This is a genomic window from Kocuria rhizophila DC2201 (genome assembly GCF_000010285.1).
In the GTDB taxonomy this organism is placed as follows: domain Bacteria; phylum Actinomycetota; class Actinomycetes; order Actinomycetales; family Micrococcaceae; genus Kocuria; species Kocuria rhizophila_A.
In genome coordinates, this window is the sequence record NC_010617.1 from 1,179,700 (window position 1) to 1,194,135 (window position 14,436).

The window sequence follows — 14,436 nt, forward strand, 5'->3', positions numbered from 1 at the left end:
TACAAGACCATGTCATGCGCGGCTGTTGAGCCGCCCGGCCAGCACCGCGCAGTGCAGCACGAACGCGTCCCGGGGCAGCAGGGGGTCCCACCCGGTGATGTCGCTGACGCGCCGGAGCCGGTAGCGCACCGTGTTGGCGTGCACGAACAGCTCCCGGGCGGAGGCCTCCAGGGAGTGGCCCACGCTGAGGTAGGTGGTGAGGGTGTCCACGAGCCCGGTGGAGGACGCCGCGAGCGGCGCCCACACGGCGTCGACCATGGCCTGCAGCGCCAGAGGGTCCCCGTTGAGCGCGCGCTCGGGCCACAGGTCCTCCGAGGGGGTGGGCCGCGGTGCTTGGGGCCACGCCGACGCCGCCCGCAGCCCGGCGTTCGCGCGGTCCGCCGAGTGCTTGGCCTCGAACACGGACCCGACCGGCGGCCCGTGGACCACGGGCCCGTCCCCGAACACGCTCGCGAGCTTGGTGAGGGAGCGCACCCGGTCCTTGAGCCCGCCCAGCACCAGCACGAGCCGGTCCGTCTGGATGGTCACGAGGCACTCGTCCGCGTGACGCTCCACCACGCGGCGGATCCGTTCCACGCCCGCCGGCCCGGTGGTCGACGGGGCCCGCCCGACCATCACCGTGACGTCCCCCTGGTCCGTCCACCCGAGGGCCGAGACCCGGGATCGCAGTGAGTCCGAGTGGTCCCCGCGCAGGATGCCGTCCACCACGAGCGACTCCAGCCGGGCGTCCCACGACCCGCGGTTCTCGGCCGCCTTGGCGTAGACGTCCGCCGCGGCGAACGCGACCTCGCGGGAGAACCGCAGGACGGCCTCGCGCAGGGCCACCTCGTCATTGTGCTGGGCGAGCTCGGGGACCTTCTCCTCGACCACGTCCACCACAATGCGCAGCACCTGCAGCGCGTTCTGCAGCGTGATCGAGCGCGTGAGCTCCGTGGGAGCCTGCTTGAAGATCTCGGTGAGCACCCACACGGGTTCCTGGGGGTTCTCGTACCAGCGTACGAAGGAGGCGATGCCGCGCTGGGCCAGCAGTCCCAGCTCGGAGCGCTCGTCCGCGCGCAGCTGCGCGAACCAGGGCAACGAGGACCCCAGCCGCTGCACCGCCACGGTGGAGACCTGCCCCGTGCTGGCCTTGAGGTTCTCCAGGGTCCGCGGGTGCGGTGCCCCCTGCTGCCGGCTGCGCAGCGGCCAGGTCACGCGACGGGAGGAACGGGACTTGCGGGGAGCGGACCCGGCGGACTCGGTGGGCATGAGTCGAGGGTAGTCGATCGCGCCCGGACCCTCCGCGGGCTGCCGCACGGACGACGACGCCGCGCCCGCAGCAGGTGCGGACGCGGCGTCGTGGTGCGGCTGGCTCAGGCGTCGCCGCCCGTGTTGCCGGACGTGCCGGCCTCGGGGTTGGCGAGCTGGTAGCGGGTCAGCGCCTCGGCCGGAGCGGACCAGTCGATCTCACCGCGCTTGGCGAGCATCTCCAGCGTGCGCACCACCATCGAGTGGGCGTCGATGGTGAAGAACCGGCGGGCACCCGCGCGGGTGTCGGCGAAGCCGAAGCCGTCCGCTCCCAGGGAGGCCCAGTCGTTCGGCACGTACTGCCGGACCGAGTCGGGCAGCTGGGAGGCGTAGTCGCTCGTGGCCACCACGGGTCCCGTGGCCCCGGCCAGGGCCTGGGCGATGTAGGGGGTGCGGGCCCCGGCCTCGGGATCCATGAACGCCTCCTGCTCGGCAGCCATGGCGTCGCGGCGCAGGTTGGTCCACGAGGTCACGGACCAGACGTCCGCGGAGACGCCCCACTCGTCGGCGAGGATCTGCTGCGCCTCGAGCGCCCACGGCACACCCACACCGGAGGCCAGCAGCTGCGCACGCGGGCCCTCGGTCTCGGCGGGCTTGAGCAGGTAGATGCCGTTGACGATCCCGTCCACGTCCACGTTCTCCGGCTCCGCGGGCTGGTGGATCGGCTCGTTGTACACCGTGAGGTAGTACATGACGTTGTGGTCCTCGTCGCCCGTGCCGTACATGTGCTCGATGCCGCGCTTGACGATGTGCGCGATCTCGTAGCCGTAGGCGGGGTCGTAGTGGATCACCGCGGGGTTGGTGGAGGCGAGGATCGGGGAGTGCCCGTCCGCGTGCTGCAGCCCCTCACCGGTGAGCGTGGTGCGCCCGGCGGTGGCACCGATGATGAACCCTCGGGCCATCTGGTCCGCGGCGGCCCAGAACTCGTCCCCGGTGCGCTGGAAGCCGAACATCGAGTAGAAGATGTACACCGGGATCATGGTCTCGCCGTGGGTCGCGTAGGACGTGCCTGCGGCGGTGAAGGCGGCGGTGGCGCCGGCCTCGTTGATCCCGGGGTGCAGGATCACGCCCTGGGCGGACTCCTTGTAGGCGAGCATCAGTTCGCGGTCCACGGAGAGGTAGTTCTGCCCGTTGGGGTTGTAGATCTTGGAGGTCGGGAAGAACGAGTCCATGCCGAAGGTGCGGGCCTCGTCCGGGACGATCGGCACGATGCGGTGGCCGAAGTCCTTCTCGCGCATCAGGTCCTTGAGGATGCGCACGAACGCCATGGTGGTGGCGGCCATCTGCTTGCCCGAACCCTTCTTGCCGGACGCGTACGCACGGTCCGAGGGCAGGGTGATCTCCGGCTGCGCGTGCGGCCGGTCCGGGAGGAAGCCGCCCAGCTCCTTGCGCCGCTCCAGCAGGTACTTGATCTCGGGGGAGTCGGGGCCCGGGTGGTAGTACGGGGCGTTGTAGAGGTCCGCCTCCAGCTGCTCGTCCGTGATGGGGATCCGCAGGTGGTCCCGGAAGGCCTTGAGGTCCTCCAGGGTCAGCTTCTTCATCTGGTGGGTGGCGTTGCGGGCCTCGAAGTGCGGGCCCAGGCCGTAGCCCTTGACGCCCTGCGCGAGGATCACCGTGGGCTGACCCTTGTGCTCGAGAGCCGCCTTGTAGGCCGCGTAGACCTTGTGGTAGTCGTGCGCACCGCGCTTGAGGTTCCAGATCTGCTCGTCCGTGTAGTCGGCGACGAGCTCCTTGGTGGCCGCGGAGCGGGCGAAGAAGTGGTCGCGGACGAACCCGCCGGACTCCGCCTTGAACGTCTGGTAGTCCCCGTCCAGGGTTTCGTTCATGATGCGCACGAGCTCGCCGGTGTGGTCGGCCTCGAGCAGGGCGTCCCACTCACGGCCCCACACCACCTTGATGACGTTCCACCCGGCGCCGCGGAAGAACGCCTCGAGCTCCTGGATGATCTTGCCGTTGCCGCGCACCGGGCCGTCGAGGCGCTGCAGGTTGCAGTTGACCACGAAGGTGAGGTTGTCCAGCTTGTCGTTGGCGGCCAGCTGCAGGACGCCGCGCGACTCGGGCTCGTCCATCTCGCCATCGCCCAGGAACGCCCACACGTGCTGCTCGGAGGTGTCCTTGATGCCGCGGTTGTGCAGGTAGCGGTTGTACTGCGCCTGGTAGACCGCGTTCATGGGCCCGATGCCCATGGAGACGGTGGGGAACTGCCAGAAGTCCGGCAGGCTGCGCGGATGCGGGTAGGAGGGCAGCCCGTTGGGGGCCTTGGTCTTCTCCTGGCGGAACCCGTCCAGCTGCTCCTCCGTGAGACGCCCCTCGAGGAAGGCACGGGCGTAGTTGCCCGGGGAGGAGTGGCCCTGGAAGAACACCTGGTCGCCACCGCCCGGGTGCTCGGGGCCGCGGAAGAAGTGGTTCAGACCCACTTCGTAGAGAGTGGCCACACCGGCGTACGAGGAGATGTGCCCGCCCACGCCCACACCGGGGCGCTGTGCGCGGTGGACCATCACCGCCGCGTTCCAGCGCAGGAACGCACGGTAGCGGCGTTCGATCTCCTCGTTGCCGGGGAACTCGGGCTCCTGGTCCACAGGGATGGTGTTGACGTAGTCGGAGGTGGTCACCATGGGCACGCCCACCGAGTGGGTGCCGGCGTGCTGGAGCAGCGCCCGCATGATGTACTGCGCCCGCTCGGTTCCCTGCGCCTGGATCAACGCGTCGAAGGACTCGATCCACTCCTGGGTCTCCTGCGCGTCCGCGTCCTGGAGATTGTTCGTCAACCCGCTCAAAATGTGGTGATTGCTGTCAGAAGACACGAGAACCTCTCTATCGTCAGCTCCGTGTGCTCGGGTTCCCCGGTGGCGGAGCGGTGTGTCAGGCGTCGGGTAGGCGGAAACAAGTGCGCTCCCGTCGTCCTTTCATGGTGTCACAGGCTACGGCCCGGGGGGCCGCGGCAACAGGGTCTTCCACGTCACACCTGCGCGCGCGCCGCGCGTCACACGCGGGCGCGGAGGGGGTCGAATTGCCACGCTGGCCGTGCGGTGGCTTGAACGTGGGGCTAAAGCAGTGTTGTCTTTATTACGCACCGTCGGCGGTCCCGCCGCGGTGAGCGCGTGGCCGCTCCGCCGCCCGGCGGACCCGCGGAACCCGCGCGACTTGGCTGAGAAGGAGAGACACGGTGAGCGAGGCGAAAGCCCCCGAGGAGAGCATTGCGGAGCAACTGGAGCTCAAGGACGGCGACTACGTCCAGGAGTTCGGTTACGACGACGACGTCGATGCGGACCTGCGGGAGCGGATCGAGGCAGCCATCGGCTCGGAGCTCTTCGACGAGGACGCGCAGGAGGTCGTGGACGCCGTGGTGCTGTGGTGGCGCGACGGAGACGGCGACCTCGTGGACGAGCTCGTGGACGTCCAGACCACCCTCGACGACGGCGGCGTCGTCTGGCTGCTGACTCCCAAGGCAGGACGCGACGACCACGTGTCCCCCGCGGACATCCAGGAGGCCGCCTCCACCGCCGGGCTGCACGTCACGAGCGCGGCCCGCGTGTCCTCGGACTGGTCCGTGTCGCGGCTGGTCCCCAAACGCAACTTCTGACCGTGCGCCGCGCCGAGCGCGCCGCGGGAAAGGGCGAGATGAGCGCCATCGGAACACCGGCACCCGAGTTCACGCTGACCACCAAGGACGGTGGGACCAGGTCGCTCGCCGAGTACAGGGGAGCGCCCCTGGTGATCGTGTTCTTCCCGTTCGCGTTCTCGCCGGTCTGCACCGACGAGCTGTGCCACCTGCAGGACCACACGGACACGTTCGAGCAGTTCGGTGCCTCCGTGGTGTGCATCTCCGCGGACAGCCACTACTGCCTGGACGCCTTCGCCCGCCAGGAGTCCTACGACTTCGAGCTGCTCTCCGACCGGTGGCCCCAAGCGGAGGTCTCCCGCGCCTACGGCGTGTTCGACGAGCGGGAGGGCTGCTCCCTGCGCCACACCGTCACGGTGGACGCCGAGGGCGTGATCCGCGACGTGAGCCGTGCGGAGATGACCGAGCCCCGCGAGTGGGACCGGCTGCACGACGTCCTCGCGGACCTCACCCGGTCCTGAGATGCCCCTGCGCGTGATCCGTGCCGGCTACGGGGCGCCGGTGGACGAGAGCCTCTTTCCGGACCCTCACGCCCTGGACGCCCGCGCCGGTCTGCAGCCCGCGCACGAGCTGCTGGTGGGCCGGCGGATCGCGGTGCTCACGGGCGCCGGGGTCAGCACCCCGTCCGGCATCCCCGACTACCGGGGCCCCGGGGCCAAGCCGCGCACACCCATGACGTACCAGGAGTTCATGGGCAGCGTGGCCAACCGGCGGCACTACTGGGCGCGCAACCAGTACGGCTGGCACTTTGTGGCCCAGGCCCGCCCCTCCGCCGCGCACACGGCGCTGGCGGGCATGGAGGCCGCCGGGGTGGTGGACGGGATCATCACCCAGAACATCGACCGGCTGCACCAGAAGGCGGGTTCCCTGGCCGTGGTGGACCTGCACGGGACCTACGCGTGGGTCGTGTGCACGTCCTGCGGGTCGCGGTTCCCTCGCGAGCAGGTCTCGCGCTACCTGGACGAGCTCAACCCGGGCTTCTACGACGGCATCTCCTCCGCGGACGACATCGAGTACGCCCCGGACGCGGACGCCACGATCGAGGACACGGGCGGGTTCCGCGTGTGGGACTGTCCCGTGTGCCAGGGGGTGCTGAAACCGGACGTCGTGTTCTTCGGGGAGAACGCCACGGCCCTGAACGTGGCCCTCGCCCGGCGCATGGTGGGGCGGGCGGACGCGCTGCTCGTGGCGGGCAGCTCCCTGACCGTGAATTCGGGACGCCGCTTCGTGCGGCAGGCGGCGCGGGACGCCACACCCGTGGTGATCGTCAACCACGGGGTCACCGGTGCCGACGACCTCGCCGCGCTCAAGATCGACGCGCCCGTGGGGCAGTTCCTCACGGAGCTGGCCGCCCTGCTGTGCCCCTGAGGGGCGCCCCGGGCCCCGCGGCACGCGGGACGTCAGGCCCTCGGACGCCGCGCGTGAGGACCATGCGGCGGGGTCCGACCCGTGCGTGATCAGGTGCTTGCCCGGGGGAGGGCGAGCGCATAGACTCCAAGTGCGAGACCCCGGGGGTCTGCGGAGGGGAAGCCGCGGACACCACCGGGGTCTTGCGTCATTCCGGGGCGTTGCACCCCGTCACACTCCCCACGGGGTGCCCACCGGATCTCGGATCCCCTGCCTGCGCCCCGCCATGCACGAGGCCCCGCATTCCACGGAATGCGGGGCCTCGTGCATCGGGCCGTGGCAGCTCGGTTCAGTCGACGGGGTCGATCACGGGCTTGGCGGCCTGTGCGTCCCGGCACTGCTGTGCCCACAGGGCGGCACCCACGATCCCGGCGTTGTTGCGCAGGGCGGCGATCTCCACGGGGGTGCGCAGCTCGAGGTACGGCAGGAACTTCTCCGAGTTCTTGGACACGCCGCCACCGATCACGAACAGGGACGGCGAGAACAGGAACTCCACGTGGGAGAAGTAGCGCTGCAGCCGCTTGGTGGCCCACTTCTTCCACGGCAGCTGCTCCCGCTCGCGGGCCGCGGCCGACGCCCTGGTCTCGGCGTCGTGGCCGTCGACCTCCAGGTGGCCGAGCTCCGCGTTGGGCACGAGCTGGCCGTTGAGGATCATCGCGGAGCCGATGCCGGTGCCGAGCGTGATCACCATGACCAGGCCCTCCTTGCCCCGACCGGCACCGTAGTGCGCCTCGGCGAGCCCGGCGCCGTCGGCGTCGTTGAGGGCCTCGACCTCGCGCCCCAGGGTCTCGGTCATCAGGGCGTCCACGTCCGTGTTGATCCAGGACTTGTCCACGTTCGCCGCGGACAGTGCCACACCGTTCTTGATGATGGCGGGGAACACGATGCCCACGTGGCTGTCCGGGGCCGGGGCCTCCGGGCGGGACTGCAGCTCGTCCACGATCTGGCGCACCACACCGGCCACGGCCTGCGGGGTGGCGGGCTGCGGGGTGGGGATGCGGAAGCGCTCGCCCACGAGCTGGCCGGTGGTGAGATCCACGATCCCGCCCTTGGTGCCGGTACCACCAATGTCGATTCCAATGCCGTACTGCGAGACGACACCCTGCGGAGTACCTGAGCTCATGGACAGTCCCTTCGGTTCACGGTCTGACGCTGTGCCGGGTCCGCGAGATCGCCCCGCAGACCCCCTGCGTCCGAGTTTACGGGGAGCGGGTGCCCGATCACGGGAGGGTGAGGATCTCCACGCCGTCGTCGGTGACCACCATGGTGTGCTCGTACTGGGCGGTGCGCATGCGGTCGTGGGTGGTGATGGTCCAGTCGTCCTCCCACTGGTCCCACGCGATGGAGCCCAGGGTCAGCATGGGCTCGATGGTGAAGATCATGCCGGGGACCATCTCGGTGCTGTAGGACGGGGCGGCGTCGTAGTGCGGGACGATCAGCCCGGTGTGGAACTCGCGGCCCACGCCGTGGCCGGTGAAGTCCCGCACCACGCCGTAGCCGAAGCGCTGGGCGTACTTCTCGATGACCCGGCCGATCACGTTGATCTGCCGGCCCGGGCGCACGGCCTTGATGGCGCGGTTGGTGGCCTCCAGCGTGCGCTCCACGAGCAGCCGGGAGTCCTCGTCCACGTCCCCCACGAGGAACATGGCGTTGGTGTCCCCGTGCATGCCGTTCTTGTAGGCGGTGACGTCCAGGTTGATGATGTCCCCGTCCTCGAGCACCGTGGAGTCCGGGATGCCGTGGCAGATGACCTCATTGAGGGACGTGCAGATGGACTTGGGGAACCCTCGGTAGTCGAGGCACGAGGGGTAGGCCCCGTGGTCGCACATGTACTCGTGGGCGATCCGGTCCAGCTCGTCCGTGGTGACGCCCGGCTTCGCCTCCGCACCGGCGGCCTGCAGCGCGCGCGCGGCGATCCGGCCGGCCTCGCGCACCAGCTCGATCTCCTCGGGGGAGTACACGTTGGACGCGCTGCCCTCGTCCGGCTCGGTGCGCCCCACGTACTCCGGTCGCTCGATGCCGCGCGGCACGGGCCGCAGGGGCGAGAGGGAACCGGCGCTCAGTGCACCGATCGGGGCGGTGGAACCGGGGGCGGGAGCGAGGTTGTGGCTGGTCACGATGGGTCGATGCCTCCTGGGGCGGTCACGCGATGACGTGCTGCGGCTGCGCGGCGGCGCGCCGAACACCTGGTCCACCAACTAGCCTAAACCTTGGGTCCCGGGCTCGTTCCGCCCGGGCGGACCACCACCCGCCGCTTCCGGCGGGCAGACGCCGCGGCGCGGCGGAGAGAGAGGACGGACATGGCCGAGTACTGGTACAACCTCTACACCAAGCAGGTCGAGGAAGGCCCCAAGGACGACTACCGCCAGCTGATGGGGCCCTACGGCACCCGTGAGGAGGCCGCGCGGGCACTGGAGCACGCCGCGGAGAACACCAAGCGGTGGGACGACGAGGACGCCGCCTTCAACGGCGACTGACGCGGGGAGCCCGCGGGCGGCGTCGTGGCCCGGGGCGTGCGGCCCGCGCAGGGTCCTGCGGGCGCTGGCCGTCCACGACGGCGCCCGGGCCCGCGGCAGCGCTGGTTCGCCCGGGCGCCCGCTCGCCGGGGGAGGCGCCCGCGCACGGGCTCAGCCCCGGTAGGTGTGCTCCTCCGCGGGGAAGGCGCCGGAGCGCACATCCGCGACGTAGCGGGCCACGGCGTCCTGCGCGGTGCCCGCGAGGTCCGCGTACTGCTTGACGAAGCGCGGCATGGTGCCCGTGCGCAGCCCCAGCATGTCCTGCCACACGAGCACCTGGCCCGTGGTCACGCCGCCCGCGCCGATGCCCACGGTGGGGATGTGCAGGGCGGACTCCACCTGCCCGGCGGCGTCCGCGGAGACCATCTCCAGCACCACGGCGAAGCATCCGGCGTCCTGCGCGGACCGGGCATCGCGCAGCAGCTGCTCCGCCGCCGCACCCCGGCCCTGGATCCGGAAGCCGCCGAGCGCGTGCTCGGACTGCGGGGTGAAGCCCACGTGGCCCATCACGGGGATGCCCGCGCGCACGACCGCGGCCATGTGCTCGGCCAGGTCCTGGCCGGCCTCGATCTTCACGGCGTGGGCGCCGGTGTCCTTCATGATCCGCGCGGCGCTGCGCACCGCCTGCGCCGGGGACTCCTCGTAGCTGCCGAAGGGCAGGTCCACGACCACGAGCGCGCGCCGCACTCCGCGCACCACCGCCGCGGCGAACGTGACCATGTCGTCCACCGTGACCGGCAGCGTGGACGCGTGGCCGAGCACCGTGTTGCCCAGCGAGTCCCCGACCAGCAGCACGTCCACGCCCGCGCGGTCGAAGATCCCGGCGGTGAGCACGTCGTAGCTCGTGAGCATCGAGAACTTCTCCCCGGTGTCCTTGGCGCGCTGCAGGTGCACGGTCCGCACGCGCTTCACGTCCGGGAGGGAGGGGGCTGCGGGCTGGGTGTCGCTCATCGTCCCAGCGTACCGGCCGCCGCACGGCCCTCGCCGCCGGGGACGACGCCGCACGGTCGCCCCGCGCACGCGCCTCCAGCATGACGGCGCGGCCGGATACAGTGGCCTGGTGGTTCCACCCGGGCGTCGCGTCCGGGCCGGAGCCGAGTAACGCTGTGCAGCACCCCCGACCCCATCCGAGGTGGACCCATGGACCGTCAGCAGGAATTCGTCCTCCGCACCATCGAGGACCGGGACGTGCGCTTCGTGCGGCTGTGGTTCACGGACGTGGTGGGGACCCTCAAGTCCATCGCGCTGGCCCCGGCGGAGGTGGAGGCCGCGTTCGAGGAGGGGCTCGGCTTCGACGGCTCCTCGATCGAGGGCCTGTCCCGCGTGTTCGAGTCGGACATGCTGCTGCAGCCGGACCCCTCGACCTTCCAGTTGCTGCCGTGGCGCGGTGAGGACGAGCCCACCTCGCGCATGTTCTGCGACCTCAAGACCCCGGACGGTGAGCCCTCTGCGGCGGATCCGCGCGGTGTGCTCAAGCGCGTGCTCGCCAAGGCCTCGGACATGGGGTTCACGTGCTACACGGCGCCCGAGATCGAGTTCTACCTGCTGCGCTCCCCGGAGCTGGACCCGGGCACCGGTGAACCCGTGCCGGTGGACTACGAGGGCTACTTCGACCATGTCCCGGGCGGGGTGGTCCAGGACTTCCGGCGCCGCGCGGTGAGCATGCTCGAGGCCGTGGGGATCTCCGTGGAGTTCTCCCACCACGAGGCCGGGCCGGGGCAGAACGAGATCGACCTGCGCTACGCGGACGCGCTGCAGACCGCGGACAACATCATGACGTTCCGCACCGTGATCCGTGAGGTGGCACTGTCCCAGGGCATCTACGCCACGTTCATGCCCAAGCCGTTCTCCCGCCACCCCGGTTCCGGGATGCACACCCACTTCTCCCTGTTCGAGGGGGACACCAACGCGTTCTACGAGGCCGGGGCGGAGTTCCGGCTCTCGGACACCGGACGGCACTTCATTGCCGGGCTGCTGCGCCACGCCCCGGAGTTCACGTCCGTGACCAACCAGTTCGTGAACTCGTACAAGCGGCTGTGGGCCGGGGACGAGGCCCCCTCCTACATGTCCTGGGGGCACAACAACCGTTCCGCGCTCGTGCGCGTGCCCCTCTACAAGCCGGACAAGGTGCAGTCCTCGCGCATCGAGTACCGCGGCATCGACTCCGCAACCAACCCCTACCTGTCCTACGCGGCGCTGCTGGGAGCGGGGCTCAAGGGCATCGAGAACGAGTACGAGCTGCCGCCCGTGGAGATGGACGACGTCTTCTCCATGAGCAGCGCTGAACGCCGCGCTGTGGGACACAAGCCCCTGCCGTCGAGCCTGCACGACGCCATCGGGCTCACCGAGGAGTCGGAGTTCATGGCGGAGCTGCTCGGGGAGCAGGTCTTCGAGTACTTCCTGCGGAACAAGCGACGCGACTGGGACCAGTACCGCCAGGAGGTCTCCCCGTACGAGCTGCGCACCAACCTGGGCATCCTGTAGGCGCCCGGTGAGCGACACGGCGGGCACCGCGCGGGAGCGGGCCGAGAGGATCTCCGCGAAGGACCTGATCGCCATCGGGTTCGCGGACGTCACCAACGCGCGCCGCTGGCTGGGCTTCGGAGAGCTCGACGCCGTGGACCTCGCCGCGCTGCTCACGGGACTGAGCCACGCGGCGTCGCCGGACGTCGCGCTGCAGCTGATCGTGCGGCTCATCGAGCAGCACCCGCAGATCGCGGAGCGCATCAACGGCGATCCCGCGGATGCCGAGACCATGTACCGGCTGCTCGGTGCCTCGGAGGCCCTCGGGGAGTTCCTGCTGCGGGCACCGGAGAACCTCGACCTGCTGGACATCCGCCCGCAGGACCGCCCGGGCGCGGAGCAGCCCGAGGCCTTGCGGCGCGCGCTGCTGGAGTCCGTGGGGGCGGACCCCGAGGCCGACACCCCCGTGGCACGGCTCACGGGCGCGGAGGCTCAGAAGGCCCTGCGCACCGCCTACCGGCGCGGGCTCACGCGTGTGGCCGTGCGCGACGTCGGCGCCCTGGACCCCGTGGAGCACATGCCTGCGGTGGGCCGCCAGCTCGCCGACCTCGCGGGAGCGGCACTCGAGGCGGCGCTCGCCGTCGCCCGGGCCCAGGCGCACGAGCGCTGGGACGAGGCGCTGGTGGAGCAGGTGCGCCTTGCCGTGATCGGCATGGGCAAGTGCGGCGCGCGCGAGCTGAACTACATCTCGGACGTGGACGTCGTGTACGTCGTGGAGACCCGCCCGGCGGAGTCCGGGGAGGTCCCGGACGTGAGCACGGCCACCGAGATCGCCACGGAGCTGGCCCACGTGCTCGCCCACACCGTGATGGCCACGGGCCCCGAACCGGCCCTGTGGGAGGTGGACGCGAACCTGCGCCCCGAGGGCAAGGATGGGCCCCTGGTGCGCACCCTGGACTCGCACGTGCGCTACTACAAGCGCTGGGCGAAGTCCTGGGAGTTCCAGGCGCTGCTCAAGGCCCGCTGCGTGGCGGGGGACCGCGAGCTGGGGGAGCGCTACGAGGACGCCATCGCCCCGTTCATCTGGTCCTCCGCCGAGCGCGAGGGGTTCGTGGAGTCGGTCCAGGCCATGCGCCGTCGTGTCACCGAGAACATCCCGGAGGCGGACCGGGACCGTCAGATCAAGCTCGGCCCGGGCGGGCTGCGGGACGTCGAGTTCACCGTGCAGCTGCTGCAGCTGGTCCACGGGCGCGGGGACGAGACCGTGCGGACCCGCGCCACCACGGATTCACTCACCGCGCTGTCCTCGGGCGGCTACATCGGCCGCAAGGACGCCGAGGAGTTCGGACGCAACTACCGGTGGCTGCGGCTGCTGGAGCACCGGATCCAGCTGTTCCGGCTGCGCCGCACGCACCTGATGCCGCGCGACGAACGCGAGCTGGCGGTGATCGCCCGCTCGGTGGACGGCGCCCGGGAGGGCTCCCACCCCACCGCCGCACGGCTCGTGGAGCAGTGGAGCGCGCTCAAGCGCAGCGTGCGCTCGATGCACGAACGGATCTTCTACCGGCCCATGCTCGCCGCCCTGGCCAACGCCCCGGCGGACACCACCCTCACCACGGACTCGGCACGGGACCGCCTGGCGGCCCTCGGCTACCAGGACACCAGGGCGGCAATGCGCCACATCGAAGCGCTCTCCCGCGGCGTCAGCCGCCGTGCGGAGATCCTGCGCACGCTGCTCCCCGTGCTGCTGGACTGGCTCGCGGAGGGTGTGGACCCGGACGCCGGGCTGCTCAACCTGCGGCGCGTGTGCGAGTCCCTGGGCACCACACCGTGGTTCCTGCGGCTGCTGCGGGACTCCAACGCGGCGGCCGAGCGGCTGTGCCACATTCTCTCCAGCTCCCGCTACGTCTCGGACCTGCTGGAGGTCTCGCCCGAGGCCACCGCGTGGCTGGGGGACGACTCGACCCTGGCCACGCGCAGCCTCGAGGACCTCGGGACGGAGATGCGCTCCCAGCTCTCCCGGCACCGGGAGCCCGCGGACGCGATCCGCGCCGTCCGCCAGATCCGACGCCGCGAGCAGCTGCGCATCGCGCTCGCAGACACGAGCGGCGTCGCCGACGTCGAGGCCACCGTCCGGGGCCTGTCGGACGTGGACCAGGCCACCGTGATGGCCGCGCTGCACCTGGCCCAGAAGGAGTGGGAGACCGAGAACGGCGAGCCGGCGCCGGCGCACGTGCTGGTGATCGCCATGGGCAGGCAGGGCGGTCGGGAGATCGGCTTCGGCTCGGACGCGGACGTCATGTACGCCTACGAACCCGCGGAGGGCGCGGAGCCGGGGGCCGCCCAGGCTGCCGCCGAGAGCGTGCTGGCCCGGATGGTCAAGCTGCTCAAGCAGCCGTGCACCCCGCCGATCGTGGCCGAGCGCGTGCTGGAGATCGACAACGACCTGCGGCCCGAGGGCCGCTCGGGTGCGAAGGTGCGCTCCGTGGCGTCCTACGCGGAGTACTACGAGCGCTGGGCGGAGACGTGGGAGGCCCAGGCCCTGACCCGGGCCCGCTACATGGCTGGCTCGGAGGAGGTCGCCCACGCGTTCTTCCGCGTGGCGGACCGCCACCGGTACCCGGCCGAGTTCACGGACCGTCAGCTCGTGGACATCCGCCGCATGAAGGCGCGCGTGGAGAACGAACGCATGCCGCGCGGGGCGGATCCGCTGCGGCAGGTCAAGCTGGGGCGTGGCGGTCTCTCGGACGTCGAGTGGCTCGTGCAGCTGCTGCAGCTGCAGCATGCCCATGAGGTTCCCGAGCTGCGCACCACGTCCACGCTGCCGGCGCTGCACGCGGCGGTGGCCGCGGAGCTCGTGGGGCCTGAAGACGCCTCCGTCCTGGAGCACGCGTGGAAGCTCGCCACCGACATCCGCAACGGCAACGTGCTGCGCTCCGGGCGCGCCTCCGACTCTGTGCCGTCCCGGCGGGCGGATCTCGAGGCCGTCGCACGGTGGATCGGGTACGAACCCGGTTCCGCGACCCAGCTCGAAGAGGACTACCTGCGGATCACGCGGCAGTCGCGCTCAGTCTTTGAGCGGCTGTTCTACGGCCGCTGAGCCGCCCCCACGGGGCGCACGGGTGCGACGGCGCCGTCGCG

At 71.0% G+C, this 14,436-nt stretch carries 11 protein-coding genes; 6 read left to right on the forward strand and 5 right to left on the reverse strand.

All coding sequences use genetic code 11. The features are described 5' to 3' along the window. Window positions 1–12 precede the first annotated feature (12 nt). Together KRH_RS05250 and aceE are read right to left on the reverse strand one after the other, a co-directional pair. Window positions 13–1,248, reverse strand: coding sequence for a PucR family transcriptional regulator (locus tag KRH_RS05250; protein WP_012398148.1), 1,236 nt, complete (start codon window positions 1,246–1,248; stop codon window positions 13–15). Window positions 1,249–1,352: 104 nt separating this feature from the next. Next, the gene (gene aceE / locus KRH_RS05255) at window positions 1,353–4,091 is read right to left on the reverse strand and encodes a pyruvate dehydrogenase (acetyl-transferring), homodimeric type (RefSeq protein WP_012398149.1); all 2,739 of its coding nucleotides are present in this window, start codon (window positions 4,089–4,091) and stop codon (window positions 1,353–1,355) included. Between the two features lie 362 nt (window positions 4,092–4,453). Between aceE and KRH_RS05260 the strand changes: the two genes are divergently transcribed. From KRH_RS05260 to KRH_RS05270, 3 genes are read left to right on the forward strand one after another with little or no spacing between them, the layout of a single operon-like run. Continuing rightward, window positions 4,454–4,870 carry a DUF3052 domain-containing protein gene (locus KRH_RS05260; RefSeq protein ID WP_012398150.1) on the forward strand — a complete coding sequence of 139 codons (417 nt, stop codon included), beginning with the start codon at window positions 4,454–4,456 and terminating at the stop codon, window positions 4,868–4,870. Between the two features lie 38 nt (window positions 4,871–4,908). Beyond that, entirely contained in the window at window positions 4,909–5,370 is a 462-nt protein-coding gene (locus tag KRH_RS05265; RefSeq protein ID WP_012398151.1) for a redoxin domain-containing protein, read from the forward strand. A gap of 1 nt (window position 5,371) precedes the next feature. After that, window positions 5,372–6,277 (forward strand): Sir2 family NAD-dependent protein deacetylase, encoded by a 906-nt coding sequence (locus KRH_RS05270; protein ID WP_012398152.1) that lies wholly within the window; start codon window positions 5,372–5,374, stop codon window positions 6,275–6,277. A 328-nt stretch (window positions 6,278–6,605) separates the two neighbouring features. Here the strand turns inward: KRH_RS05270 and ppgK are convergent, their stop codons facing one another. Both ppgK and map read right to left on the reverse strand, forming a co-directional pair. Next, window positions 6,606–7,439: a polyphosphate--glucose phosphotransferase gene (gene ppgK, locus KRH_RS05275; protein WP_012398153.1), complete on the reverse strand. Its 834-nt coding sequence runs from the start codon at window positions 7,437–7,439 to the stop codon at window positions 6,606–6,608. 97 nt (window positions 7,440–7,536) lie between these two features. Further along, window positions 7,537–8,433 (reverse strand): type I methionyl aminopeptidase, encoded by an 897-nt coding sequence (gene map / locus KRH_RS05280; protein WP_012398154.1) that lies wholly within the window; start codon window positions 8,431–8,433, stop codon window positions 7,537–7,539. Between the two features lie 183 nt (window positions 8,434–8,616). Between map and KRH_RS12250 the strand changes: the two genes are divergently transcribed. Beyond that, a complete protein-coding gene (locus KRH_RS12250; RefSeq protein ID WP_112234981.1) occupies window positions 8,617–8,793 on the forward strand; it encodes an SPOR domain-containing protein in 177 nt (58 codons plus the stop codon). Window positions 8,794–8,943: 150 nt separating this feature from the next. On the opposite strand, the gene panB is transcribed toward KRH_RS12250, so the two are convergent. Then, complete coding sequence (gene panB / locus KRH_RS05285) at window positions 8,944–9,783, reverse strand: 3-methyl-2-oxobutanoate hydroxymethyltransferase (RefSeq protein WP_012398156.1); 840 nt, start codon at window positions 9,781–9,783, stop codon at window positions 8,944–8,946. A gap of 189 nt (window positions 9,784–9,972) precedes the next feature. On the opposite strand from panB, the gene KRH_RS05290 reads away from it, so the two are divergent. Further along, window positions 9,973–11,316 (forward strand): glutamine synthetase family protein, encoded by a 1,344-nt coding sequence (locus KRH_RS05290; protein ID WP_012398157.1) that lies wholly within the window; start codon window positions 9,973–9,975, stop codon window positions 11,314–11,316. Window positions 11,317–11,323: 7 nt separating this feature from the next. Continuing rightward, on the forward strand, window positions 11,324–14,395 hold the full coding sequence (locus KRH_RS05295; protein ID WP_012398158.1) for a bifunctional [glutamine synthetase] adenylyltransferase/[glutamine synthetase]-adenylyl-L-tyrosine phosphorylase: 3,072 nt from the start codon (window positions 11,324–11,326) through the stop codon (window positions 14,393–14,395). Window positions 14,396–14,436 lie beyond the last annotated feature (41 nt).